The organism is Streptomyces sp. NPDC053474 (assembly GCF_044544845.1).
In the GTDB taxonomy this organism is placed as follows: Bacteria; Actinomycetota; Actinomycetes; order Streptomycetales; family Streptomycetaceae; genus Streptomyces.
Window position 1 is genome coordinate 205,724 of record NZ_JBITXV010000007.1, and the last position, 18,034, is coordinate 223,757.

Below are 18,034 nucleotides of genomic sequence, written 5' to 3' on the forward strand. Positions count from 1 at the left end.
CGAGCGGGCGCGGCCACGCTGAGCGTCACCGGGCCGCCCGACCAGCGGCCGTGGCGCGACGGGGGAGTGCACCCATGACCACACGGATCGTCTCCAGCGGCCCCGGCGACGAGGGCGCGCCGGGGAGGGAACAGGCCGAACTGGAGCGGGTCGGCGAGCTGTTCACGCAGTTCGTCGAGGCGGTGGCGCGGCGCCCGCGCGACGCGCGCGGCGGCGAGCGCGACCTCACCGCGCGCCTGCGCGCCCACCTCGGCGTCGAGCCGGGCCAGACCCCGGTCGTGAAGGCCGCCTACGCGCCCTACGACCATCCGAACGTGCACCTCGCCCTGGAGCGCTGGTTCGCCGCCGAGTCGCGCGCGTACGAACTGATCGGCATGACCGGCGCCGACCAGCGCGGTCACTACACGCTCTCCGAGATCCTCGAATCCGCGAGCCGCTACGACAGGTTCGTGATCGGCGCCGTCGACTACGCGCACCTGCCCGTCTCCCCGGACGCCGAACTCGCCTGTGTGTCCTTCGGGTTCTACCTCGGCACCGAGCGCACCGAGGACGGCCGCGAGGAGCGCTGCGTCGTGCTCCTGCGCGGCCCGAGCGACGAGTACGGCAACGAGAAGGTCCAGCTCGAAGTCCTCGCGGAGGACCGCGACACCGCCAAGCGGCTGCTCGCCGGGATCGACGACCTGGTGCGCGAGCTCAACGTGCTGCGGGGCCAGGTCCTGTCCTTCGAAGGCGGTGACTTCAGCGACGGCCTCGGCCCGTTCCGCTTCCACCGGCGCCCGGACCTGGACCGCGAGGGCATCGTCCTGCCCGACGGGCTCCTCGACCGCGTCGAGCGGCACGTCGTGGGCGTGGCCCGGCAGCGCGAGCGGCTGCTCGCCGCGGGCCAGCACCTGCGGCGCGGTCTACTCCTGTACGGGCCGCCGGGGACGGGCAAGACCCACACCGTCCGGTATCTGCTCTCCGGCATGCCCGACTTCACCGTCGTCCTGCTCTCCGGCGTCACGATCAGGGCGATCGGCCCGGCCTGCGCGCTCGCCCGCATGCTCCAGCCCGCCCTCGTCGTCCTGGAGGACTGCGACCTGATCGCCGAGGCCCGGGACTACGGGGACGGCGAACAGCCCCTGCTCTTCCAGGTCCTGAACGAGATGGACGGCCTCGGCGACGACGCCGACGTGGCCTTCCTGCTCACCACCAACCGCGCCGACCTCCTGGAGCCCGCGCTCGTGCAGCGCCCGGGCCGCGTCGACCTCGCGGTGGAGATCCCGCTGCCCGACGCGGAGGGCCGCCGCAGGCTCCTCGCGCTGTACGGCGGCGGGCTCGGCCTGGACGACGCGGTCACCGAGGAGATCGTCGAGCGCATGGCGGGCACCACGGCGTCCTTCACCAAGGAGCTCGTCCGGCGGGCGGTCCTCATCGCCGCCGAGCGCGACGCGCCGCGCACGGAGGTGGACGACGTCCGCACCGCCCTGGACGAACTCCTCTCGGACCGCGACCTGTTGACGCGCCGCCTGCTCGGCGTACCGGGCGACGACGAGGACGACGACGAGGACGATGGGTACGACGACGGGTACGGGGGCGACGACGATGACGACGACGATGACGACGGCGGCCCCGGTCTCAGCGCCAGGGACCTGCCCGACCGCCTCCCCGGCCCGGGGCGCCTCGGCGACAACGGCGGCGCCTTCTTCACCAGGGCGTCGTACCGCCCGCTGCGCTGACACGCCCTCCATGCTTACCAGTTGGTGAGTACCGCACGAAATAGTCAGTACTTGTGGTGCCCTCCGTACTCACCAAGCATGGAGGCATGCAGAACGACACCCACCCCAAGACCCCCGTCACCGTCATCGGCCTCGGCGCCATGGGCCGGGCCCTCGCCGGTGCCTTCCTCGACGCCGGTCACCCGACGACCGTCTGGAACCGCTCCGCGGGCAAGGGCGAGGACCTCGTGGCCCGGGGCGCGGTGCGCGCGGCGAGCGCCGCCGACGCCGTGCGCGCGAGCGACCTGGTCGTCGTGTGCGTCGTCGACTACGACGCCTCGGCGGCCGTCCTCGAACCCCTCGCCGCCGAGCTCGCCGGGCGCACCCTGGTGAACCTCACCTCCGACACTCCGGAGCGTGCCCGCGCCACCGCGGCCTGGGCCGCCGCGGCGGGCATCGACTATCTGGACGGCGCGGTCATGGTGCCCACGCCCGTCATCGGCACGCCGGACGCGCTGCTCTTCCACGCGGGCCCGCGCGCCACGTACGACAAGCACGAGGCGGCGCTCAAGGCGCTCGGCGGGCACACGACGTACGTCGGCGATGACCACGGCCTCGCCGCCGTCTACGACCTGTCGCTGCTCGACTACTTCTGGACCACGATGTCCGGCGCCGTGCACGCCTTCGCGCTGGCGGCGGCGGACGGCGTCCCGGCCGCCGCGATCGCCCCCTTCATCAAGGCCAACGCCGGTCTCGTCACGTCCCTCGTGGACGACATGGCGGAGCAGATCGACTCGGGCAGCTATCCGGGCGCGGAGGCGAACCTCGCGATGGAGGTGGCGGGCATCGACCACATCGTGCACGCCGCCGAGCGCCGCGGCCTCGACGTCTCGGTGCTGCGCGCCGTGAACGGGGTGGCCCGGCGCGGCGTCGACCTCGGCCACGGCGCCGACAACTGGACGGCCACGGTGGAGGCGGTCCGCAAGCCCTGAGGTCCGGCCACCAGGGCTGGCCTTGACCCCGACGTCAAGGGTTACGGTCGCGGCATGCGCATCGGCGAACTGGCGTCCCGCGTGGGAACGACCACGCGGACCCTGCGGTACTACGAGTCGCGCGGGCTGCTGCCCGCGCGGCGCGACGGCCACGGCCACCGCACCTACGACGAGGCCGACGTCCGGCTCCTGGAGCAGATCAGGACGCTCCAGGACTTCGGCTTCGACCTGGAGGAGACCCGGCCGTTCGTGGAGTGCCTGCGGTCCGGGCACCCGGCGGGGGACTCCTGTCCGGCGTCGGTCGCGGTGTACCGCAGCAAGCTGGCCGAACTCGACGCCCTGATCGGGGAGTTGGGCGCGGTGCGCGCGCAGGTCGGCGCGCAGCTGGCGCGGGCCGAGCGCGCGCTGGCGGAGCTGGCCGCCGACGCAAAGGCTCCGGGCGGTCCGGAGCCGCGGTGCGAACTGAGCGACGTGAGGGGTGGACGGACATGAGCGGTGTGCGGGCCGAAGGCGTGGCCGAGGTGACGGACGGAGATTTCGGATTCGAGGTGCTGAGCGGTGAGCGGCCGGTGCTCGTGCAGTTCACGGCCGAGTGGTGCGGGCCGTGCCGGCAGCTGACGCCGGTGCTCGGCGCGCTGGCCGCGGAGGAGGCGGAGCGTCTGAAGGTGGTGCAGATCGATGTGGACCGCAATCCGGAGACGACGGTCGCTTATGGCGTGCTGTCCACGCCGACGCTGATGGTGTTCCGCGACGGCGAGCCGGTGTGGCAGTCCGTCGGGGCCCGGGCGAAGCGGAAGCTGGTGGCGGAGCTGGCGGGGGCGGGCGTGCTCTGAGCCCTGCGGCGGCCGGACGCGGCCGACCTGCCGGAGTCGGTGCCTGAACAGGAGAAAAGCCCCGGGCGTCATTGACGTCCGGGGCTTTTCTCTGCGTATAGTGGATTCTTTCGCATTGCCCTGCGCATTTGGACGCACGAGTACTGCGGGAATCTTTATAACGGCACTGTATCTGGCGAGGGGCTGAATTGTCAACCGAGGAATTGCGGGAAGAGCAGCAATTCGTCTCCGGGCTGTACGCGCGCCTCGACGCGCTGCGCGCGGAGGCCGAGTCCGCCGTGAGCGCGTCGCTCCAACAGGTCGGCAACGGCCTCCAGGCGCGCCTGGAGCGCGACGTCCTGGTGGCCGAGCGGTCCGGGCTGCTCGCCGCGCTCGACTCCAGCGAGAACGGGCTGTGCTTCGGGCGGCTCGCGTTCCGCGACGGCCGCGACCACCACATCGGGCGGATCGGCATCCGCGCCTCCGACACGGAGCGCACGCCGCTCGTCATCGACTGGCGCGCGGACGTCGCGCGCCCCTTCTACCTCGCCACCGGGCACACCCCGATGGGGCTGCGCAGACGGCGGCACATCACCACCCGGGGCCGCGAGGTCACCGACCTGCACGACGAGATCCTCGACCTCGACGACACCACGCGCACCGGGCACGAGAGCGCCGACGCCGACGAGGTGCTGCTCGCCGCGCTCAGCTCCGCGCGCACCGGCCGCATGCAGGACATCGTGCAGACCATCCAGGCGGAGCAGGACCGCGTCATCCGCGCCCCGCACCGGGGTGTCCTGGTCGTCGAGGGCGGCCCCGGCACCGGCAAGACCGTCGTCGCGCTGCACCGCGCCGCGTACCTGCTGTACGCGCACCGGGAGCTGCTCGCCAAGCGGGCCGTCCTGATCGTCGGGCCCAACCCGGCCTTCCTCGGCTACATCAGCGACGTGCTGCCCGCGCTCGGCGAGACCGGGGTGCTGCTCGCCTCGCTCGGCGAGCTGTTCCCCGGGGTGACGGCGACCGGCACGGACACGCCCGCCGCGGCCGAGGTCAAGGGCCGCGCCGCCATGGCCGACGTGCTCAAGCGGGCCCTGGAGGACCGCCAGCGGCTGCCCGAGCCCGGGGCGCCGCTGATCATCGAGCACGACGACGGCGACCTCGTCCTGGACTGGGAGATCGCCTACGAGGCGCGCGCGGCGGCCCGCGAGGCCGACCTGCCGCACAACCTCGCGCGGCCCACGTTCGCCTTCCACATCATCGACGCGCTCACCGCGCAGCTCGCCGAGCGCATCGGCCACGACCCGTACGGCGGGCCCAACTTCCTCGGGCCCGACGACATCGCCCAGCTCGGCAAGGGCATCGCGGCCAGCGCCGAGGTGCACGCGGCGATCGAGGAGCTGTGGCCCGCGCTCACCCCGCAGCGGTTCGTCACCGACTATCTGGAGGAGCCCGTCCACCTGTCCGACGCGGACGCCGCCGCCGTGCGCCGGGCCCCCGGCGCGGCCTGGACGCCCGCCGACGTGCCGCTGCTCGACGAGGCCGCCGAGCTGCTCGGCAAGGACGACAGCGCGGCCCTGGCCCGCGCGGAGGCGGAGCGGCAGCGGCAGGTCGCCTACGCGCAGGGCGTGCTCGACGTGTCGTACGCGTCCCGTACGTACGAGTTCGAGGACAAGGACGAGGAGGACGCCGAGGTCCTGCTCGCGCACGACATCATCGACGCCGAGCGGATGGCCGAGCGGCACGAGGAGGCCGACCACCGCAGCGCGGCCGAGCGGGCCGCCGCCGACCGGACCTGGGCCTTCGGGCACATCATCGTCGACGAGGCGCAGGAGCTGTCGGCGATGGCCTGGCGGCTGCTCATGCGGCGCTGCCCGACGCGGTCCATGACGCTCGTCGGCGACCCCGCGCAGACGGCGGAGGCCGGGGGAGTCGGCTCCTGGGCGGACATCCTCGCGCCCTACGTCGAGGACCGGTGGGAGTTCACGCGCCTCGGCGTCAACTACCGCACGCCCGCGGAGATCATGGCCCTCGCGGCGGAGGTCCCCCGCAGGGCCGGGCGGTCCGGCTTCGAGCCGCCCCGGTCCGTCCGGGCCACCGGCGTGGAGCCCTGGGCGCGGCGCGTGCCCGACGGCGAGCTCGCGGCCGCCGTCGCCCAGGCCGTCGCAGCGGCCCCCGCCGAGGGACGGCTCGCGGTCATCGCCCCCCGTGACCTCCACGAGGAGCTCGCCCTGAAGCTGCCCGGCGTGACCGCGGGGGAGGCCCCTGACCTCACCCGGCCCCTCGTCCTCCTCGACCCGAGGCAGGCCAAGGGCCTGGAGTTCGACACGGTGTTCGTGGTCGAGCCGTCCCGCTTCGACGCCAGCGACCTGTACGTGGCCCTGACCCGCCCCACCCAGCGCCTGGCCCTGCTCCACACGACCGACCTGCCGGACACCCTGCCCCCGGGCCTGGCCACGGGCTGACGGCCGTCGTCAGGCCGGGCGCAGCCAGATCGTGGACAGGGGCGGGAGGGTGAGGAGCAGGGAGGCGGGGTGGCCGTGGGCCGGGTCGGGGGTGGGTTTCAGGGGGTCGGGGTTGAGGGTGTGGGAGCCTCCGTACGCCTCCGCGTCGGTGTTCAGGACCTCCACCCACGCGGTGACGTCCTCCGGCACCCCGATCCGGTACGCGTGCCGGACCACGGGGGAGAAGTGGGAGACGGACAGCAGGGGCGAGGTGCCCTCGGCCCCGTGCCTCAGGAAGGCGAAGACGTTGTCCTCGGCGGCGTCGCCGAGGACCCAGGCGAAGCCGCCCGGCTCGGTGTCCCGCTGCCACAGGGCGGGCTCGGCCCGGTAGCGGGTGTTGAGGTCGCGGACCAGGTCCCGTACGCCCCGGTGGTCCGCCTCCGCCCCGTACGCGGGATCGAGCAGCCACCAGTCGGGGCCGTGGCTCTCCGACCACTCCGCGCCCTGGGCGAACTCCTGCCCCATGAAGAGGAGCTGCTTGCCGGGGTGGGCCCACATGAAGCCCAGGTACGCCCGGTGGTTCGCCCGCTGCCGCCACCAGTCGCCCGGCATCTTCGACACCAGGGACCGCTTGCCGTGCACGACCTCGTCGTGCGAGATGGGCAGCACGTAGTTCTCGCTGTACGCGTACACCATCGAGAACGTCATCTCGTGGTGGTGGTGCTTGCGGTGGACGGGGTCCTTCGCCATGTAGCCCAGCGAGTCGTGCATCCAGCCCATGTTCCACTTCAGGCCGAAGCCGAGGCCGCCGAAGCCGCCGGGGCCGACGTGGTGGGTCGCGCGGGTCACGCCGTCCCACGCCGTGGACTCCTCGGCGATGGTGACCACGCCGGGCGAGCGGCGGTAGACGGTGGCGTTCATCTCCTGGAGGAAGGCCACCGCGTCCAGGTTCTCGCGGCCGCCGTGCACGTTCGGCGTCCACTGGCCGTGCTCGCGCGAGTAGTCGAGATAGAGCATGGAGGCGACGGCGTCCACGCGCAGGCCGTCGATGTGGAACTCCTCGCACCAGTAACTGGCGTTGGCCACCAGGAAGTTGCGCACCTCCGCCCGGCCGTAGTCGAATTCGAGGGTGCCCCAGTCGGGGTGGGCGGCCCGCGCCGGGTCCTCGTGCTCGTACAGCGGCCGCCCGTCGAACTCCGCGAGCGCCCAGTCGTCGCGCGGGAAGTGGGCGGGCACCCAGTCCATGAGCACGCCGATCCCGGCCCGGTGCAACGCGTCCACCAGGTACTTGAAGTCGTCGGGGGTGCCGAGCCGGGCCGTCGGCGCGTAGAAGCCGGTGACCTGGTAGCCCCAGGACCCGCCGAAGGGGTGCTCGGCGACCGGCATCAGCTCCACGTGCGTGAAGCCCAGGTCGCTGACGTAGGCGGGGAGCTGCTCGGCCAGCTGGCGGTAGGTGAGGCCCGGGCGCCAGGACGGCAGGTGCACCTCGTACACGGAGAACGGCGCCCGGTGCGCCGGTGTCTCCTGGCGGCGGCGCAGCCACTCCTCGTCCCGCCACACGTGGTGCGAGGTGTGCACGACGGAGGAGTTCGCCGGGGGCGCCTCCGTGCGGCGGGCCAGCGGGTCGGCGCGGAAGGTCATGCTGCCGTCGGGCCGGGTGATCTGGAACTTGTACAGCTCGCCCTCGCCGACCGAGGGCACGAACAGCTCCCACACGCCGCTGCCGCCGAGCGAGCGCATGGGGAAGCCGGTGCCGTCCCAGTAGTTGAAGTTCCCGACGACGCGCACGCCGAGCGCGTTCGGCGCCCACACCGTGAAGCGGGTGCCGATGACGCCCTGGTGCGTCATCGGGTGCGCCCCGAGCGCCTCCCACAGCTGCTCGTGCCGCCCCTCGCCGATCAGGTGCAGGTCGAACTCGCCGAGCGCGGGCAGGAACCGGTACGCGTCGTGGGTGTCCCACTCGCTCTCGTCGTACGTGATGTGCAGGCGGTACTCCTCGGGGACCTCGCGCAGCGGGAGCACGGCCGAGAAGAAGCCGTCGCCGTCGTCGAGCAGTTCGGCGCGCAGGTCCCCGACCACGGCGGTCACGGCGCGCGCGTACGGCCGCAGGGCGCGGAACGCCACCCCGCCGGGCACGGCGTGCGCGCCGAGCACCCCGTGCGGGTCGTGGTGCGTGCCGGTCAGGAGCCGGACGCGGTCGGCATCGGGCACGGGGGAGGGGGCCGGTGGGTCCGCGGGGGCCGGGGGCTTTGGTGCCCGCGAGGGCTGCTCCGGGGGCCGCGCCACGGCCTTCGCCGACGGCTTCGCCGGGGCCTTCGTCTTCGCGGCGGCCGTCTTCTTCGGCCGGGCGGGTTTCGCCGCCTGCGGCGTCTTCGACGGCTTGGCCCGCTTGGCGGCCTGCTTGCGCGGGGGTGTGACCTCCGGCTCGGGTTCGTTCTGCGGGGCGGAGGAGCGGGGACGGCGGGTCACGGAGGCGGCCTCCTGTCCGAAGGGCGGGCGAAGGGCGTGGTGATCGGGGGTCAGCGGACGTCGCCGGAGCGGCGCGGGCCCGCGGCGTCCGCGGCGAGCTGGTCGAGGGCGGCAAGGGGGACCGGCAGCCAGTCGGGGCGGTGGCGGGCCTCGTACACCGCCTCGTAGACCGCCTTGTCGGTCTCGTGGGCGCGCAGGAGCACCGGCTCGGTGCGCGGGTCACGCCCGCAGACGTCGGCGTAGCCGGTGCAGTACGCGGCCCGGCAGGCGTCCGCCCAGCGGGGGGACCACGGACGGTGGGAGCGGGCGGCGTAGTCGAAGGAGCGCAGCATGCCCGCGACGTCGCGGGCGGTGGGCTGCGGCATGCGGCGCTCGGCGAGCGGCCGCGCGGGCTCGCCCTCGAAGTCGATGAGGGACCAGGCGCCGGACGGCGCCCGCAGGCACTGGCCGAGGTGCAGGTCGCCGTGGACGCGCTGGGCCGTCCACGCGGTGCCGCCGTGCGTGCCGAGGTCGGCGAGCGCCTGGTACGCGGTGCGCAGCGCGGGCTCGTACGGGCGCAGGGCGGGCACCGCGCGGGCGGCCGCCTCCAGGCGCTCCGTCATGCCCCGGGCGAGCGACTCCACCTGGGCGCGGCCGAGCGAGACGGTGGGCAGGGCCGCGGCGAGGGCCGCGTGCACCTCGGCGGTGGCGCGGCCGAGCGCCCGGGCCTCGGCGCCGAAGTCCTCACCCTTGGCGAGGGCCTTCAGGGCCAGCTCCCAGCCGTCGCCCGCGCCGCGCACATAGGGCTGGAGGACGCCGAGCACCAGCGGCTCGTCGGCGCCCTCGGCCGTCAGCCAGGCGGCGGGCGCGGGCACGCGGGCGCAGCCCTGCCGGGCCAGGGCGAGCGGCAGCTCCAGGTCGGGGTTGACGCCGGGCACCACCCGGCGGAACAGCTTCAGGATGAACGCGTCGCCGTACACGAGCGAGGAGTTGGACTGCTCGACGCGGCACGTGCGCGGGGCGAGCCCGGGCGGTATGTCGCTGTGCTCGGCGCGCGCGAAGCGCAGCACGCCGAGCCGCCCCGGCATCCGCAGGCGCTCCAGGAGCAGCCCGGTCAGGCGCGGGTCGAGCAGCGCCTCGTACACGGTCAGGCCCGCGAGGGCGCCCTCGGTGACGTGGCCGATGAGCGCGGGCGCGAGCGGCGGCGGCAGCTCGGCCCGCACTCCTATCAGGAGCTGGTAGCAGTCGGCGGGCAGTTCGTGCTCGACCGCCGCGTCCGGGCCCGCGAGCAGTGGTTGGCGCACCCGGATCAGCAGGTGGAGGAGGCCGATGTCCGCCCCCGGCGGCAGGAGTTCCACCGCCGACACGAGCTCGAAGCCGGTGACGGGGCGGCCCTTGCCCGCGAACCACCGCTGGCGCGGCAGCCAGCCGCGCAGCAGCGGGTCGAGCGACGCGATCAGCGCGCCGGCGTGGGCACTGGGGCGGGTGGCGGCTTCCGACATGGCGTCGTGTCCTTTCCGCGCCCTCGACGGGGGGTGTCAAGGGGAGGTGCCGGGGGTGCCGGGCAAGGGCGTGCCGTGGGCGAGTGCCCGGTACGGCGTGCCTCACGCCTGCCGCGGGCGGGTTCACAGCACTGTCACGGCGACCTTACGCCGGGTCCTCGCGCAGCCGGAACCAGTAGAAGCCGTGCCCCGCCAGGGTGAGCAGGTACGGCAGTTCGCCGATGGCCGGAAAGCGCACTCCGCCGATCAGCTCGACCGGATGGCGGCCGTTGAAGACCCGCAGGTCGAGCTCGGTCGGCTGGGCGAAGCGGGAGAAGTTGTGCACGCACAGGACGAGGTCGTCGCCGTCGCCGCCGTCCGCGCCGGTGGACGGCGCCTCCCGCAGGAAGGCGAGAACGGCCGGATTCGACGAGGGCAGTTCGGTGTACGAGCCGAGGCCGAAGGCCGGGTTCTGCTTGCGGATCTCGATCATCCGGCGGGTCCAGTGCAGGAGCGAGGACGGCGAGGACATGGACGCCTCGACGTTCGTGACCTGGTAGCCGTAGACCGGATCCATGATCGTGGGCAGATAGAGGCGGCCGGGGTCGCAGGAGGAGAAGCCCGCGTTGCGGTCGGGCGTCCACTGCATGGGGGTGCGCACGGCGTCGCGGTCGCCGAGCCAGATGTTGTCGCCCATGCCGATCTCGTCGCCGTAGTAGAGGATCGGCGAGCCGGGCAGGGAGAGCAGCAGCGCGGTGAACAGCTCGATCTGGTTGCGGTCGTTGTCGAGGAGGGGCGCGAGGCGGCGGCGGATGCCGATGTTGGCGCGCATGCGCGGGTCCTTGGCGTACTCCGCGTACATGTAGTCGCGCTCCTCGTCGGTGACCATCTCCAGGGTCAGCTCGTCGTGGTTGCGCAGGAAGATGCCCCACTGACAGCCCGAGGGGATGCGCGGGGTCTTGGCGAGGATCTCCGAGACGGGGTAGCGCGACTCGCGGCGGACGGCCATGAAGATGCGCGGCATCACCGGGAAGTGGAACGCCATGTGGCACTCGTCGCCGCCGTGCTCGAAGTCGCCGAAGTAGTCCACGACGTCCTCGGGCCACTGGTTGGCCTCGGCGAGGAGCACGGTGTCCGGGTAGTGGGCGTCGATCTCGGCGCGCACCCGCTTGAGGAGGTGGTGGGTGCGGGGGAGGTTCTCGCAGTTGGTGCCCTCCTCCGCGTACAGGTACGGCACCGCGTCGAGCCGGAAGCCGTCGATGCCGAGGTCGAGCCAGAACCGCAGGGCGGAGATGATCTCCTCCTGCACGGCCGGGTTCTCGAAGTTGAGGTCCGGCTGGTGGGAGAAGAAGCGGTGCCAGTAGTACTGCTTGCGCACCGGGTCGAAGGTCCAGTTGGAGGCCTCGGTGTCGACGAAGATGATCCGGGCGTCCTGGTACTGCTTGTCGTCGTCCGCCCAGACGTAGTAGTCGCCGTAGGGGCCCTCGGGGTCGTTGCGCGAGGCCTGGAACCACGGGTGCTGGTCGCTGGTGTGGTTCATGACGAAGTCGATGATCACGCGCATGCCCCGCTGGTGGGCGCAGTCCACGAACTCCACGAAGTCCGCGAGGTCGCCGAACTCGGGCAGGACCGCCGTGTAGTCCGAGACGTCGTAACCGCCGTCGCGCAGGGGCGATTTGAAGAACGGCGGCAGCCACAGGCAGTCCACGCCCAGCCACTGGAGGTAGTCGAGTTTGGCGGTGAGGCCCTTGAGGTCCCCGATGCCGTCGCCGTTGCTGTCCTGGAAGGAGCGGACCAGGACCTCGTAGAAGACGGCGCGCTTGAACCACTCCGGATCGCGGTCCTTCGCGGGGGTGTCCTCGAAGGTGTCCGGGACGGGCTCGTTGACGATCATGTGTGGGTGACCCTCCGATCAGCGGTAGGACGGTCGCAGGACGAGTACGTGCGCGGGCGTGACGCCCGGATCCAGGCGCACGTAGTTGGCCCTGCCCCAGTGGTAGGTCTCGCCGGTGAGCTCGTCGCGCACCGGCACGGACTCGTGCCAGTCGAGGCCGAGCTGTGGCATGTTCAACGACACCGTGGCTTCCTGGGTGTGGTGGGGGTCGAGGTTCACGACCACCAGAACCGTGTTCGAGCCGCCGGGGTGCCGCACGGTCTTGGAGTACGCGAGCACCGCGTCGTTGTCCGCCTCGTGGAAGTGCAGGCCGCGCAGCCGGGCGAGGGCCGCGTTGGCGCGCCGTGCCGCGTTGAGCCGGGTGATGAGGGGCGCGAGGGTGCGGCCCTCGCGCTCGGCCGCGGCCCAGTCGCGCGGGCGCAGCTCGTACTTCTCCGAGTGCAGGTACTCCTCGCTGCCGGGGCGCAGCGGAGTGTTCTCGTACAGCTCGAAGCCGCTGTACACGCCCCAGGTGGGGGACAGCGTGGCGGCGAGCACGGCGCGCACCGCGAAGGCGGGCGGCCCGCCGTGCTGGAGGTAGGCGTGCAGGATGTCCGGCGTGTTCACGAAGAAGTTGGGCCGCAGGTAGTGCGCGGTCTCGGTGGACAGCTCGGTGAGGTAGTCGGTCAGCTCCCGCTTGTCGTTGCGCCAGGTGAAGTACGTGTACGACTGGTGGAAGCCGATCGCGGCGAGGGTCCGCAGCATCGCGGGCCGCGTGAACGCCTCGGCGAGGAAGAGGACGTCCGGATCCGTGCGGTGGATGTCGGCGAGGACCTCCTCCCAGAACGCGACGGGCTTGGTGTGCGGATTGTCCACGCGGAAGACACGCACGCCGTGCCCCATCCAGAAGCGCAGCAGCCGGATCGTCTCCGCGGTGATGCCCGCCCGGTCCCGGTCGAAGTGGAGGGGGTAGATGTCCTGGTACTTCTTCGGCGGGTTCTCCGCGTACGCGATGGAGCCGTCCGCGCGGTGGGCGAACCACTCGGGGTGCTTCTCCACCCACGGGTGGTCGGGCGAGCACTGGAGGGCGAAGTCCAGGGCGACCTCAAGCCCGAGGCGGCCCGCCTCGCGCACGAACGCGTCGAAGTCGTCGAGCGTGCCCAGGTCCGGGTGCACGGCGTCGTGGCCCCCCGCGGGGGAGCCGATGCCCCAGGGCACGCCGACGTCGTGCGGCCCGGCCGACAGGGAGTTGTTGGCGCCCTTGCGGAAGGTCGTGCCGATGGGGTGGATGGGCGGCAGATAGACGATGTCGAAGCCCATGTCCGCGATCGCCGGGAGCCGCCGCGCGGCCGTGCGGAACGTCCCGGACACGGGCGGCTGGCCCGGGCGCACCACCGCGCCCTCCGAGCGGGGGAAGAACTCGTACCAGGAGCCGAAGAGCGCGCGCTCGCGGTCCACCCGCAGGGGGAACTCCGCGCTGGTGGTGATGAGTTCGCGCAGCGGGTGGGCGGCGAGCACGGCGTCCGCCTGGGGGGTCAGCGCCCCGGCGAGGCGGGCGGAGGGCGCGCGCGTGGTGTCGCGCAGCGCCTCGACGGCGGCTAGCAGGGGTGCGCGCAGCTCGGGGGGCGCCCCGGCGGCGGCGCGCTCGTAGAGCAGGGCGCCCTCCAGGAGGACCAGGCCGGTGTCGATGCCCGCGGGTATCTTGATCTCCGCGTGGTGCCGCCAGGTCGCCAGGGGGTCGCTCCACGCCTGCACGGCGAACGTCCAGTCGCCGGGCGCGTCGGGCGTGACGTCGGCGCCCCAGCGGTCGGTGCCCGGCGCCAGCTCGCGCATCGGGGTCCAGGGGCCCGCGCGCCCTGCCGGGTCCCGCAGCACCACGTTCGCGGCGACCGCGTCGTGGCCTTCGCGGAAGACGGTGGCGCTGACCTGGAACGTCTCGCCGACGACGGCCTTGGCGGGGCGTCGGCCGCCGAGCACCACGGGCTCGACGGCGAGGATGGGGATCCTTCCGGTGACCGGCACGGAGGTGAACTCCTCTACGTCCTTGCGGGGTTCGGGCATGACCGCTCCTGTTCCGCGTGCGCGTGGGCGGATTCCGGCTGTGGAGGGGTTCCGCGGGTGCGCGCGGGCGTCCGCTGCGGCGGACGCGTGCACGCGCGTACCGGTGGAGCCTTCCCACGCTTCTCGGGTGGGCAATCCGGCGCCTTGTTAACTACTCGCGCGTAACGGCATCCACAAGACCGGTCACGGGGGGACCGGGCGACCCGGCCGCCCCACCGCGGCAACGACGGACCCCCGGCAGGCGGGTGCGCCTGCCGGGGGCCACGGTGCGGCGGTGTGCGCCGCCGACTACCCGGCGGTCACGACTTGACCTGGAGCAGTCGGTTGGGCGAGCCGGGGCCCACGTTGATGAGCCGGTTCTTCGCGGTGCGGTTGACGAGCATCCGCATCACCTCGGACGGCGCCGCGCCGCGCCGGTCGGCGAGGTACAGGGCCGCGGCCCCCGCGACGTGCGGTGCCGCCATCGACGTGCCGGAGAGCGTCGCGGTGGCGTTGTCGTTGAGGTTGGACGCCGACGTGATGCCCACGCCGGGCGCGAACATGTCCACGCTCAGGCCGTAGTTGGAGAACGCGGGCCGGGTGTCGCCGCGGTCGGTGGCCCCGATCGTGAGCGCCTCGGCGACGCGCGCGGGCGAGGTGCCGCTCGCGGGCTGGCCCGAGTTCCCGGCCGCCACGGAGTAGGTGACGCCGGACGCGATGGAGTTGCGCACGGCCTGGTCGAGCTGGGCGTTGGCGGAGCCGCCGAGGCTCATGTTCGCCACGGCGGGCTTGCGGGCGTTGCGGGTCACGAAGTCGATGCCCGCGATGACGCCGGACAGCGTGCCCGAGCCCTGGTTGTTGAGCACGCGCACGCCCACGACCCGGGCCTTCTTGGCGACGCCGTACCTCGTGCCCGCGATGGTCCCGGCCACGTGCGTGCCGTGGCCGTTGCCGTCCTCGGCGATCGGGTCGTTGTCGACGAAGTCGAAGCCGGAGCGGGCGCGCCCGCCGAACTCGCGGTGCGTGGTGCGTACGCCGGTGTCGATGACGTAGACGGTGACGCCCGCGCCCGCCGAGTTCGGGTAGCGGAACGTCCGGTCGAGCGGCAGCTTGGGCTGGTCGATGCGGTCCTCGCCCCAGGACGGCGGGTTGATCTGGCGCGCGTCCGTGTGGAGCGTGATGTCCGGGCTGACCGCGCTGACCGACGGGTCGGCGGCGAGCCGCTGGGCCTCGGCGGCGCTGGCCTTGACGGCGAAGCCGTTGAGCGCCGAGCGGTAGGTGCGGCTGATCTTCACGCCGTACTCGTCCGCGATGTCCCTGCCCTCCGCGGACGCCGCGCGGGTGTCCGACTTCAGGGTCACGACGTAGCCGTGCTCGGCGGTGTCGGGCGCGGCCTGCGACGACGGGGCGACGGCGGCGAAGCCGCCGACGAGAGCGACGACCGTGACGGCCGAGACCCGCCGTATACGACGCGTGTGTGACGACTGCATGTGCTGGTTCCCTCCCCTTGGACGCGACCTTCCCTCCCCTGGGCGGCGGCCACGTGTCCGGGCCGCGTCAGGTCGCGAGTCCCTGAAGCGTGGACTGTCCGGGTGAAGCACAACAAGCCTGTACGAGCAGGGGGATGTCTCGGTTCGGGTACACGCCGAGCCCTGCCGTAGGCGTACACGTGCAACTTGAGCGGAACCCTGGAGGGGCGGCCAAGGGCCAAGGGGCGGCTTGGGTGCCGGGTCGCGCAGAGTGACGACCCCGACCCCCGGCAGGGGGTGAGGATTCCTGCCGGGGGCCGCCGGTCGGGGCTACTTAACTTGGAGCAGTCGGTTCGGCGAGCCCCCGCCGATGCCCGACAGCTTGTTCTTGGCCGAGCGGTCGGTGAGCCACTTGCCGACCTTGGCGGGCTTGGCCGTGCGGTGGTCGGCGAGGTACAGCGCGGCCGCTCCGGCGACGTGCGGCGCCGCCATCGACGTGCCGGAGTACGTCGCCGTGGCCGTGTTGCTCGCGTTGGACGCGGACTTGATCGCCACGCCCGGGGCGAACAGGTCGAGGCGCGAGCCGTAGTTGGAGAACGAGGGCCGCTTGTCGCGCCGGTCGGACGCCCCGACCGTCAGGGCCTCCTTGACCCGGGCGGGCGAGGAGCGCGTCGCGGACTCGCTCTCGTTGCCCGCCGCCACCGAGTAGGTGACGCCGGACGCGATGGACTTGCGCACCGCCGCGTCCAGCGGGGCGAAGGCCGGGGTGCCGATGCTCATGTTGGCGACGGCGGGCTTGCGCGCGTTCCTGGTCACCCAGTCGACGCCCGCGATGATGCCGCCGAGGGTGCCGCCGCCCTCCGCGTCGAGCACGCGCACGGCCACGATCTTGGCCTTCTTGGCGACGCCGTACTTCGTGCCCGCGACGGTTCCGGCCACGTGCGTGCCGTGCCCGTGGGCGTCCTGGGCGACGGGGTCGTTGCCGATGAAGTCCCAGCCGGAGCGGGCCCGTCCGCCGAAGTCCTTGTGCGCGGTGCGCACGCCGGTGTCGATGACGTAGACGGTGACGCCCGCGCCCTTCGACCGCGGCGCGGTGTAGGACTTGTCGAGCGGCAGGCTCTTCTGGTCGATGCGGTCCAGGCCCCACGACGGCGGGTTCGGCTGCCGGGCCGCGGCCCGCGCCCCCAGGTCCACGTGGACCTTCCGGTCGGCGACGACACCGGTGACCGACGGGTCGGCCGCGAGCTTGCGCGCCTCGGCGGCGGTGGCGCGCACGGCGTAGCCGTTGAGCGCCGCGCTGTAGGTGTGCTGGATGCGCGCGTCGTACTTCTCGGCGAGGCTCTTGCCCGCGCCGGACGTGGACTTCGTGCCGGGCTCGAGCGTCACGATGTACGTGCTGCTCCGGCTCCCGCCCCCGGTGTCCGAAGCGGCGTGCGACGGCGGGGTCGCGGCGGCCAGCAGGCCCACCGCGGCGACGGCCGCGACGGCCCCCGCCCTGCGCCGGGGTCTGGCGTGATGCATGTCCATGTGGTGCGTTCCCTCCCCTGGAAACGGCTGATGACGACGCCCTGTGCGCGCTGCGTCGGGCGCAGGCGTGCTGGGAGCGTCTCGTGTGCGGCTGATCCGCTACAAGCCGGAGAGCGGGGCGGAATCGGTCATATCGCCCGTGATGTGGCTGGTTACGGCTCAACCCAAGCTGAGTCTTGGGTGCATGGTAGTAAATCCGAGGATTGACTTGGGTTTTTCGTCTCCCCGATGATCAGTGAGGGCCCAGGGCGGCAACCCGCCCCGCCCTGGCCGGAGTCCGGAATCCGGCCAGGGCGGGCGGGTGCCGACCCACCCATGGGCGCGTGGGCCCCCCGCGCTGAGGCGCGGGTGCCTCGGGCTTGGCTGAGGTGCGGGTGCCTCGGAACCGGCCGAGGTGCGTGGGCGACGTACCCGGCCGGGAGGCGTCTTCGAGGTGCCTGGTCGAGGTGCGTGTGGGAGGTGCCTGGCCGGGAGGCGTGTCCGAGGCGCTTGGCCGAGGGGCGTGTCCGAGGTGCCTGGCTGAGGCGCGTGGGCGACGTACTCGGTCGCGAGGCGTGTGCGAGGTGCGCGGTCGGGAGGCGTCTCCGAGGTGCCTGGCCGAGGTGCCCTGGTCGAGGTGCGTGTCCGGGGACCGCCAGCGTGCGGCGCGGCCGCGGGGCACCCTCGCCCCATGACCACCACGCCACCCACCACGCCCGCCGCCGCGGCACCCGCCGACGCCCGCTCCGTACTGACCGCCATGTACGCCGCCGAGACCCGCTATCTGGCCGCGGGCGGCCCCGGCCGCGCCTCCTTCGCACCGCTCGCACCCCACTTCGCGCCCGACGTCGTCCTGCACCAGGCCGACGGCCTGCCGTACGGCGGCACCTGGCGGGGGCACGAGGGCCTGGAGCGGTTCTTCCTCGCGATGGCCGACACCTGGGCGGAGTTCGCCCTCGTGCGGCAGGAGTTCCTCGCGGAAGGCGGCACCGGAGCGCACCGGACGGTCTGCGTGCACAGCGACATCCGCGCCCGCGCCCGGGCCACCGGCCGCGCCGTCGCCTTCCCGATCCTCCAGGCCATCACCGTGGAGGAGGGCAGGATCCGCGAGGTGCGGCCGTTCTACTGGGACACGGCGGCGATCGCGGCGGCCTGCCGCTGAGCGCGCGGACGCCTGCCGCGCACACCGGTCCAGCGTTGACAGGGCGCGGGACCGGTGTCTGTAATGGTGCGCGTGCCGCGTGGCCTGGGCCGAAGAGCAGTGGGCGGGCCCTG

General features: G+C 73.1%; 11 protein-coding genes and 1 pseudogene. 6 read left to right on the forward strand and 6 right to left on the reverse strand.

The window, feature by feature from the left end; genetic code table 11:
• Window positions 1-74: 74 nt before the first annotated feature.
• The 5 genes from ACIG3E_RS18635 (at window position 75) to ACIG3E_RS18655 (ending at window position 5,963) form a co-directional block, all read left to right on the forward strand.
• Window positions 75-1,718: an AAA family ATPase gene (locus tag ACIG3E_RS18635; RefSeq protein WP_399617191.1), complete on the forward strand. Its 1,644-nt coding sequence runs from the start codon at window positions 75-77 to the stop codon at window positions 1,716-1,718.
• 86 nt (window positions 1,719-1,804) lie between these two features.
• The gene (locus ACIG3E_RS18640; RefSeq protein ID WP_399617193.1) at window positions 1,805-2,689 is read left to right on the forward strand and encodes an NAD(P)-dependent oxidoreductase; all 885 of its coding nucleotides are present in this window, start codon (window positions 1,805-1,807) and stop codon (window positions 2,687-2,689) included.
• 54 nt (window positions 2,690-2,743) lie between these two features.
• A complete protein-coding gene (locus ACIG3E_RS18645) occupies window positions 2,744-3,181 on the forward strand; it encodes a MerR family transcriptional regulator (protein WP_399617196.1) in 438 nt (145 codons plus the stop codon).
• The gene (locus tag ACIG3E_RS18650; protein ID WP_399617198.1) at window positions 3,178-3,522 is read left to right on the forward strand and encodes a thioredoxin family protein; all 345 of its coding nucleotides are present in this window, start codon (window positions 3,178-3,180) and stop codon (window positions 3,520-3,522) included. The genes ACIG3E_RS18645 and ACIG3E_RS18650 overlap by 4 nt, the downstream gene beginning before the upstream one ends.
• Window positions 3,523-3,710: 188 nt before the next feature.
• A complete protein-coding gene (locus tag ACIG3E_RS18655) occupies window positions 3,711-5,963 on the forward strand; it encodes a HelD family protein (RefSeq protein ID WP_399617201.1) in 2,253 nt (750 codons plus the stop codon).
• 9 nt (window positions 5,964-5,972) lie between these two features.
• Here the strand turns inward: ACIG3E_RS18655 and glgB are convergent, their stop codons facing one another.
• The 6 genes and pseudogenes from glgB to ACIG3E_RS18685 form a co-directional block, all read right to left on the reverse strand.
• Window positions 5,973-8,411, reverse strand: coding sequence for a 1,4-alpha-glucan branching enzyme (glgB, locus tag ACIG3E_RS18660; protein ID WP_399617203.1), 2,439 nt, complete (start codon window positions 8,409-8,411; stop codon window positions 5,973-5,975).
• Between the two features lie 50 nt (window positions 8,412-8,461).
• On the reverse strand, window positions 8,462-9,892 hold the full coding sequence (locus tag ACIG3E_RS18665; RefSeq protein ID WP_399617206.1) for a maltokinase: 1,431 nt from the start codon (window positions 9,890-9,892) through the stop codon (window positions 8,462-8,464).
• A gap of 145 nt (window positions 9,893-10,037) precedes the next feature.
• Window positions 10,038-11,765, reverse strand: coding sequence for a maltose alpha-D-glucosyltransferase (treS, locus tag ACIG3E_RS18670; protein WP_399617209.1), 1,728 nt, complete (start codon window positions 11,763-11,765; stop codon window positions 10,038-10,040).
• A gap of 1 nt (window position 11,766) precedes the next feature.
• A pseudogene (locus ACIG3E_RS18675) lies at window positions 11,767-13,805 on the reverse strand (alpha-1,4-glucan--maltose-1-phosphate maltosyltransferase); the annotation flags it as partial.
• 299 nt (window positions 13,806-14,104) lie between these two features.
• Window positions 14,105-15,274 (reverse strand): S8 family peptidase, encoded by a 1,170-nt coding sequence (locus ACIG3E_RS18680; RefSeq protein WP_399617211.1) that lies wholly within the window; start codon window positions 15,272-15,274, stop codon window positions 14,105-14,107.
• Window positions 15,275-15,583: 309 nt separating this feature from the next.
• A complete protein-coding gene (locus tag ACIG3E_RS18685) occupies window positions 15,584-16,780 on the reverse strand; it encodes a S8 family peptidase (RefSeq protein WP_399617213.1) in 1,197 nt (398 codons plus the stop codon).
• A 670-nt stretch (window positions 16,781-17,450) separates the two neighbouring features.
• On the opposite strand from ACIG3E_RS18685, the gene ACIG3E_RS18690 reads away from it, so the two are divergent.
• Window positions 17,451-17,921, forward strand: coding sequence for a nuclear transport factor 2 family protein (locus ACIG3E_RS18690; RefSeq protein ID WP_399617215.1), 471 nt, complete (start codon window positions 17,451-17,453; stop codon window positions 17,919-17,921).
• Window positions 17,922-18,034 lie beyond the last annotated feature (113 nt).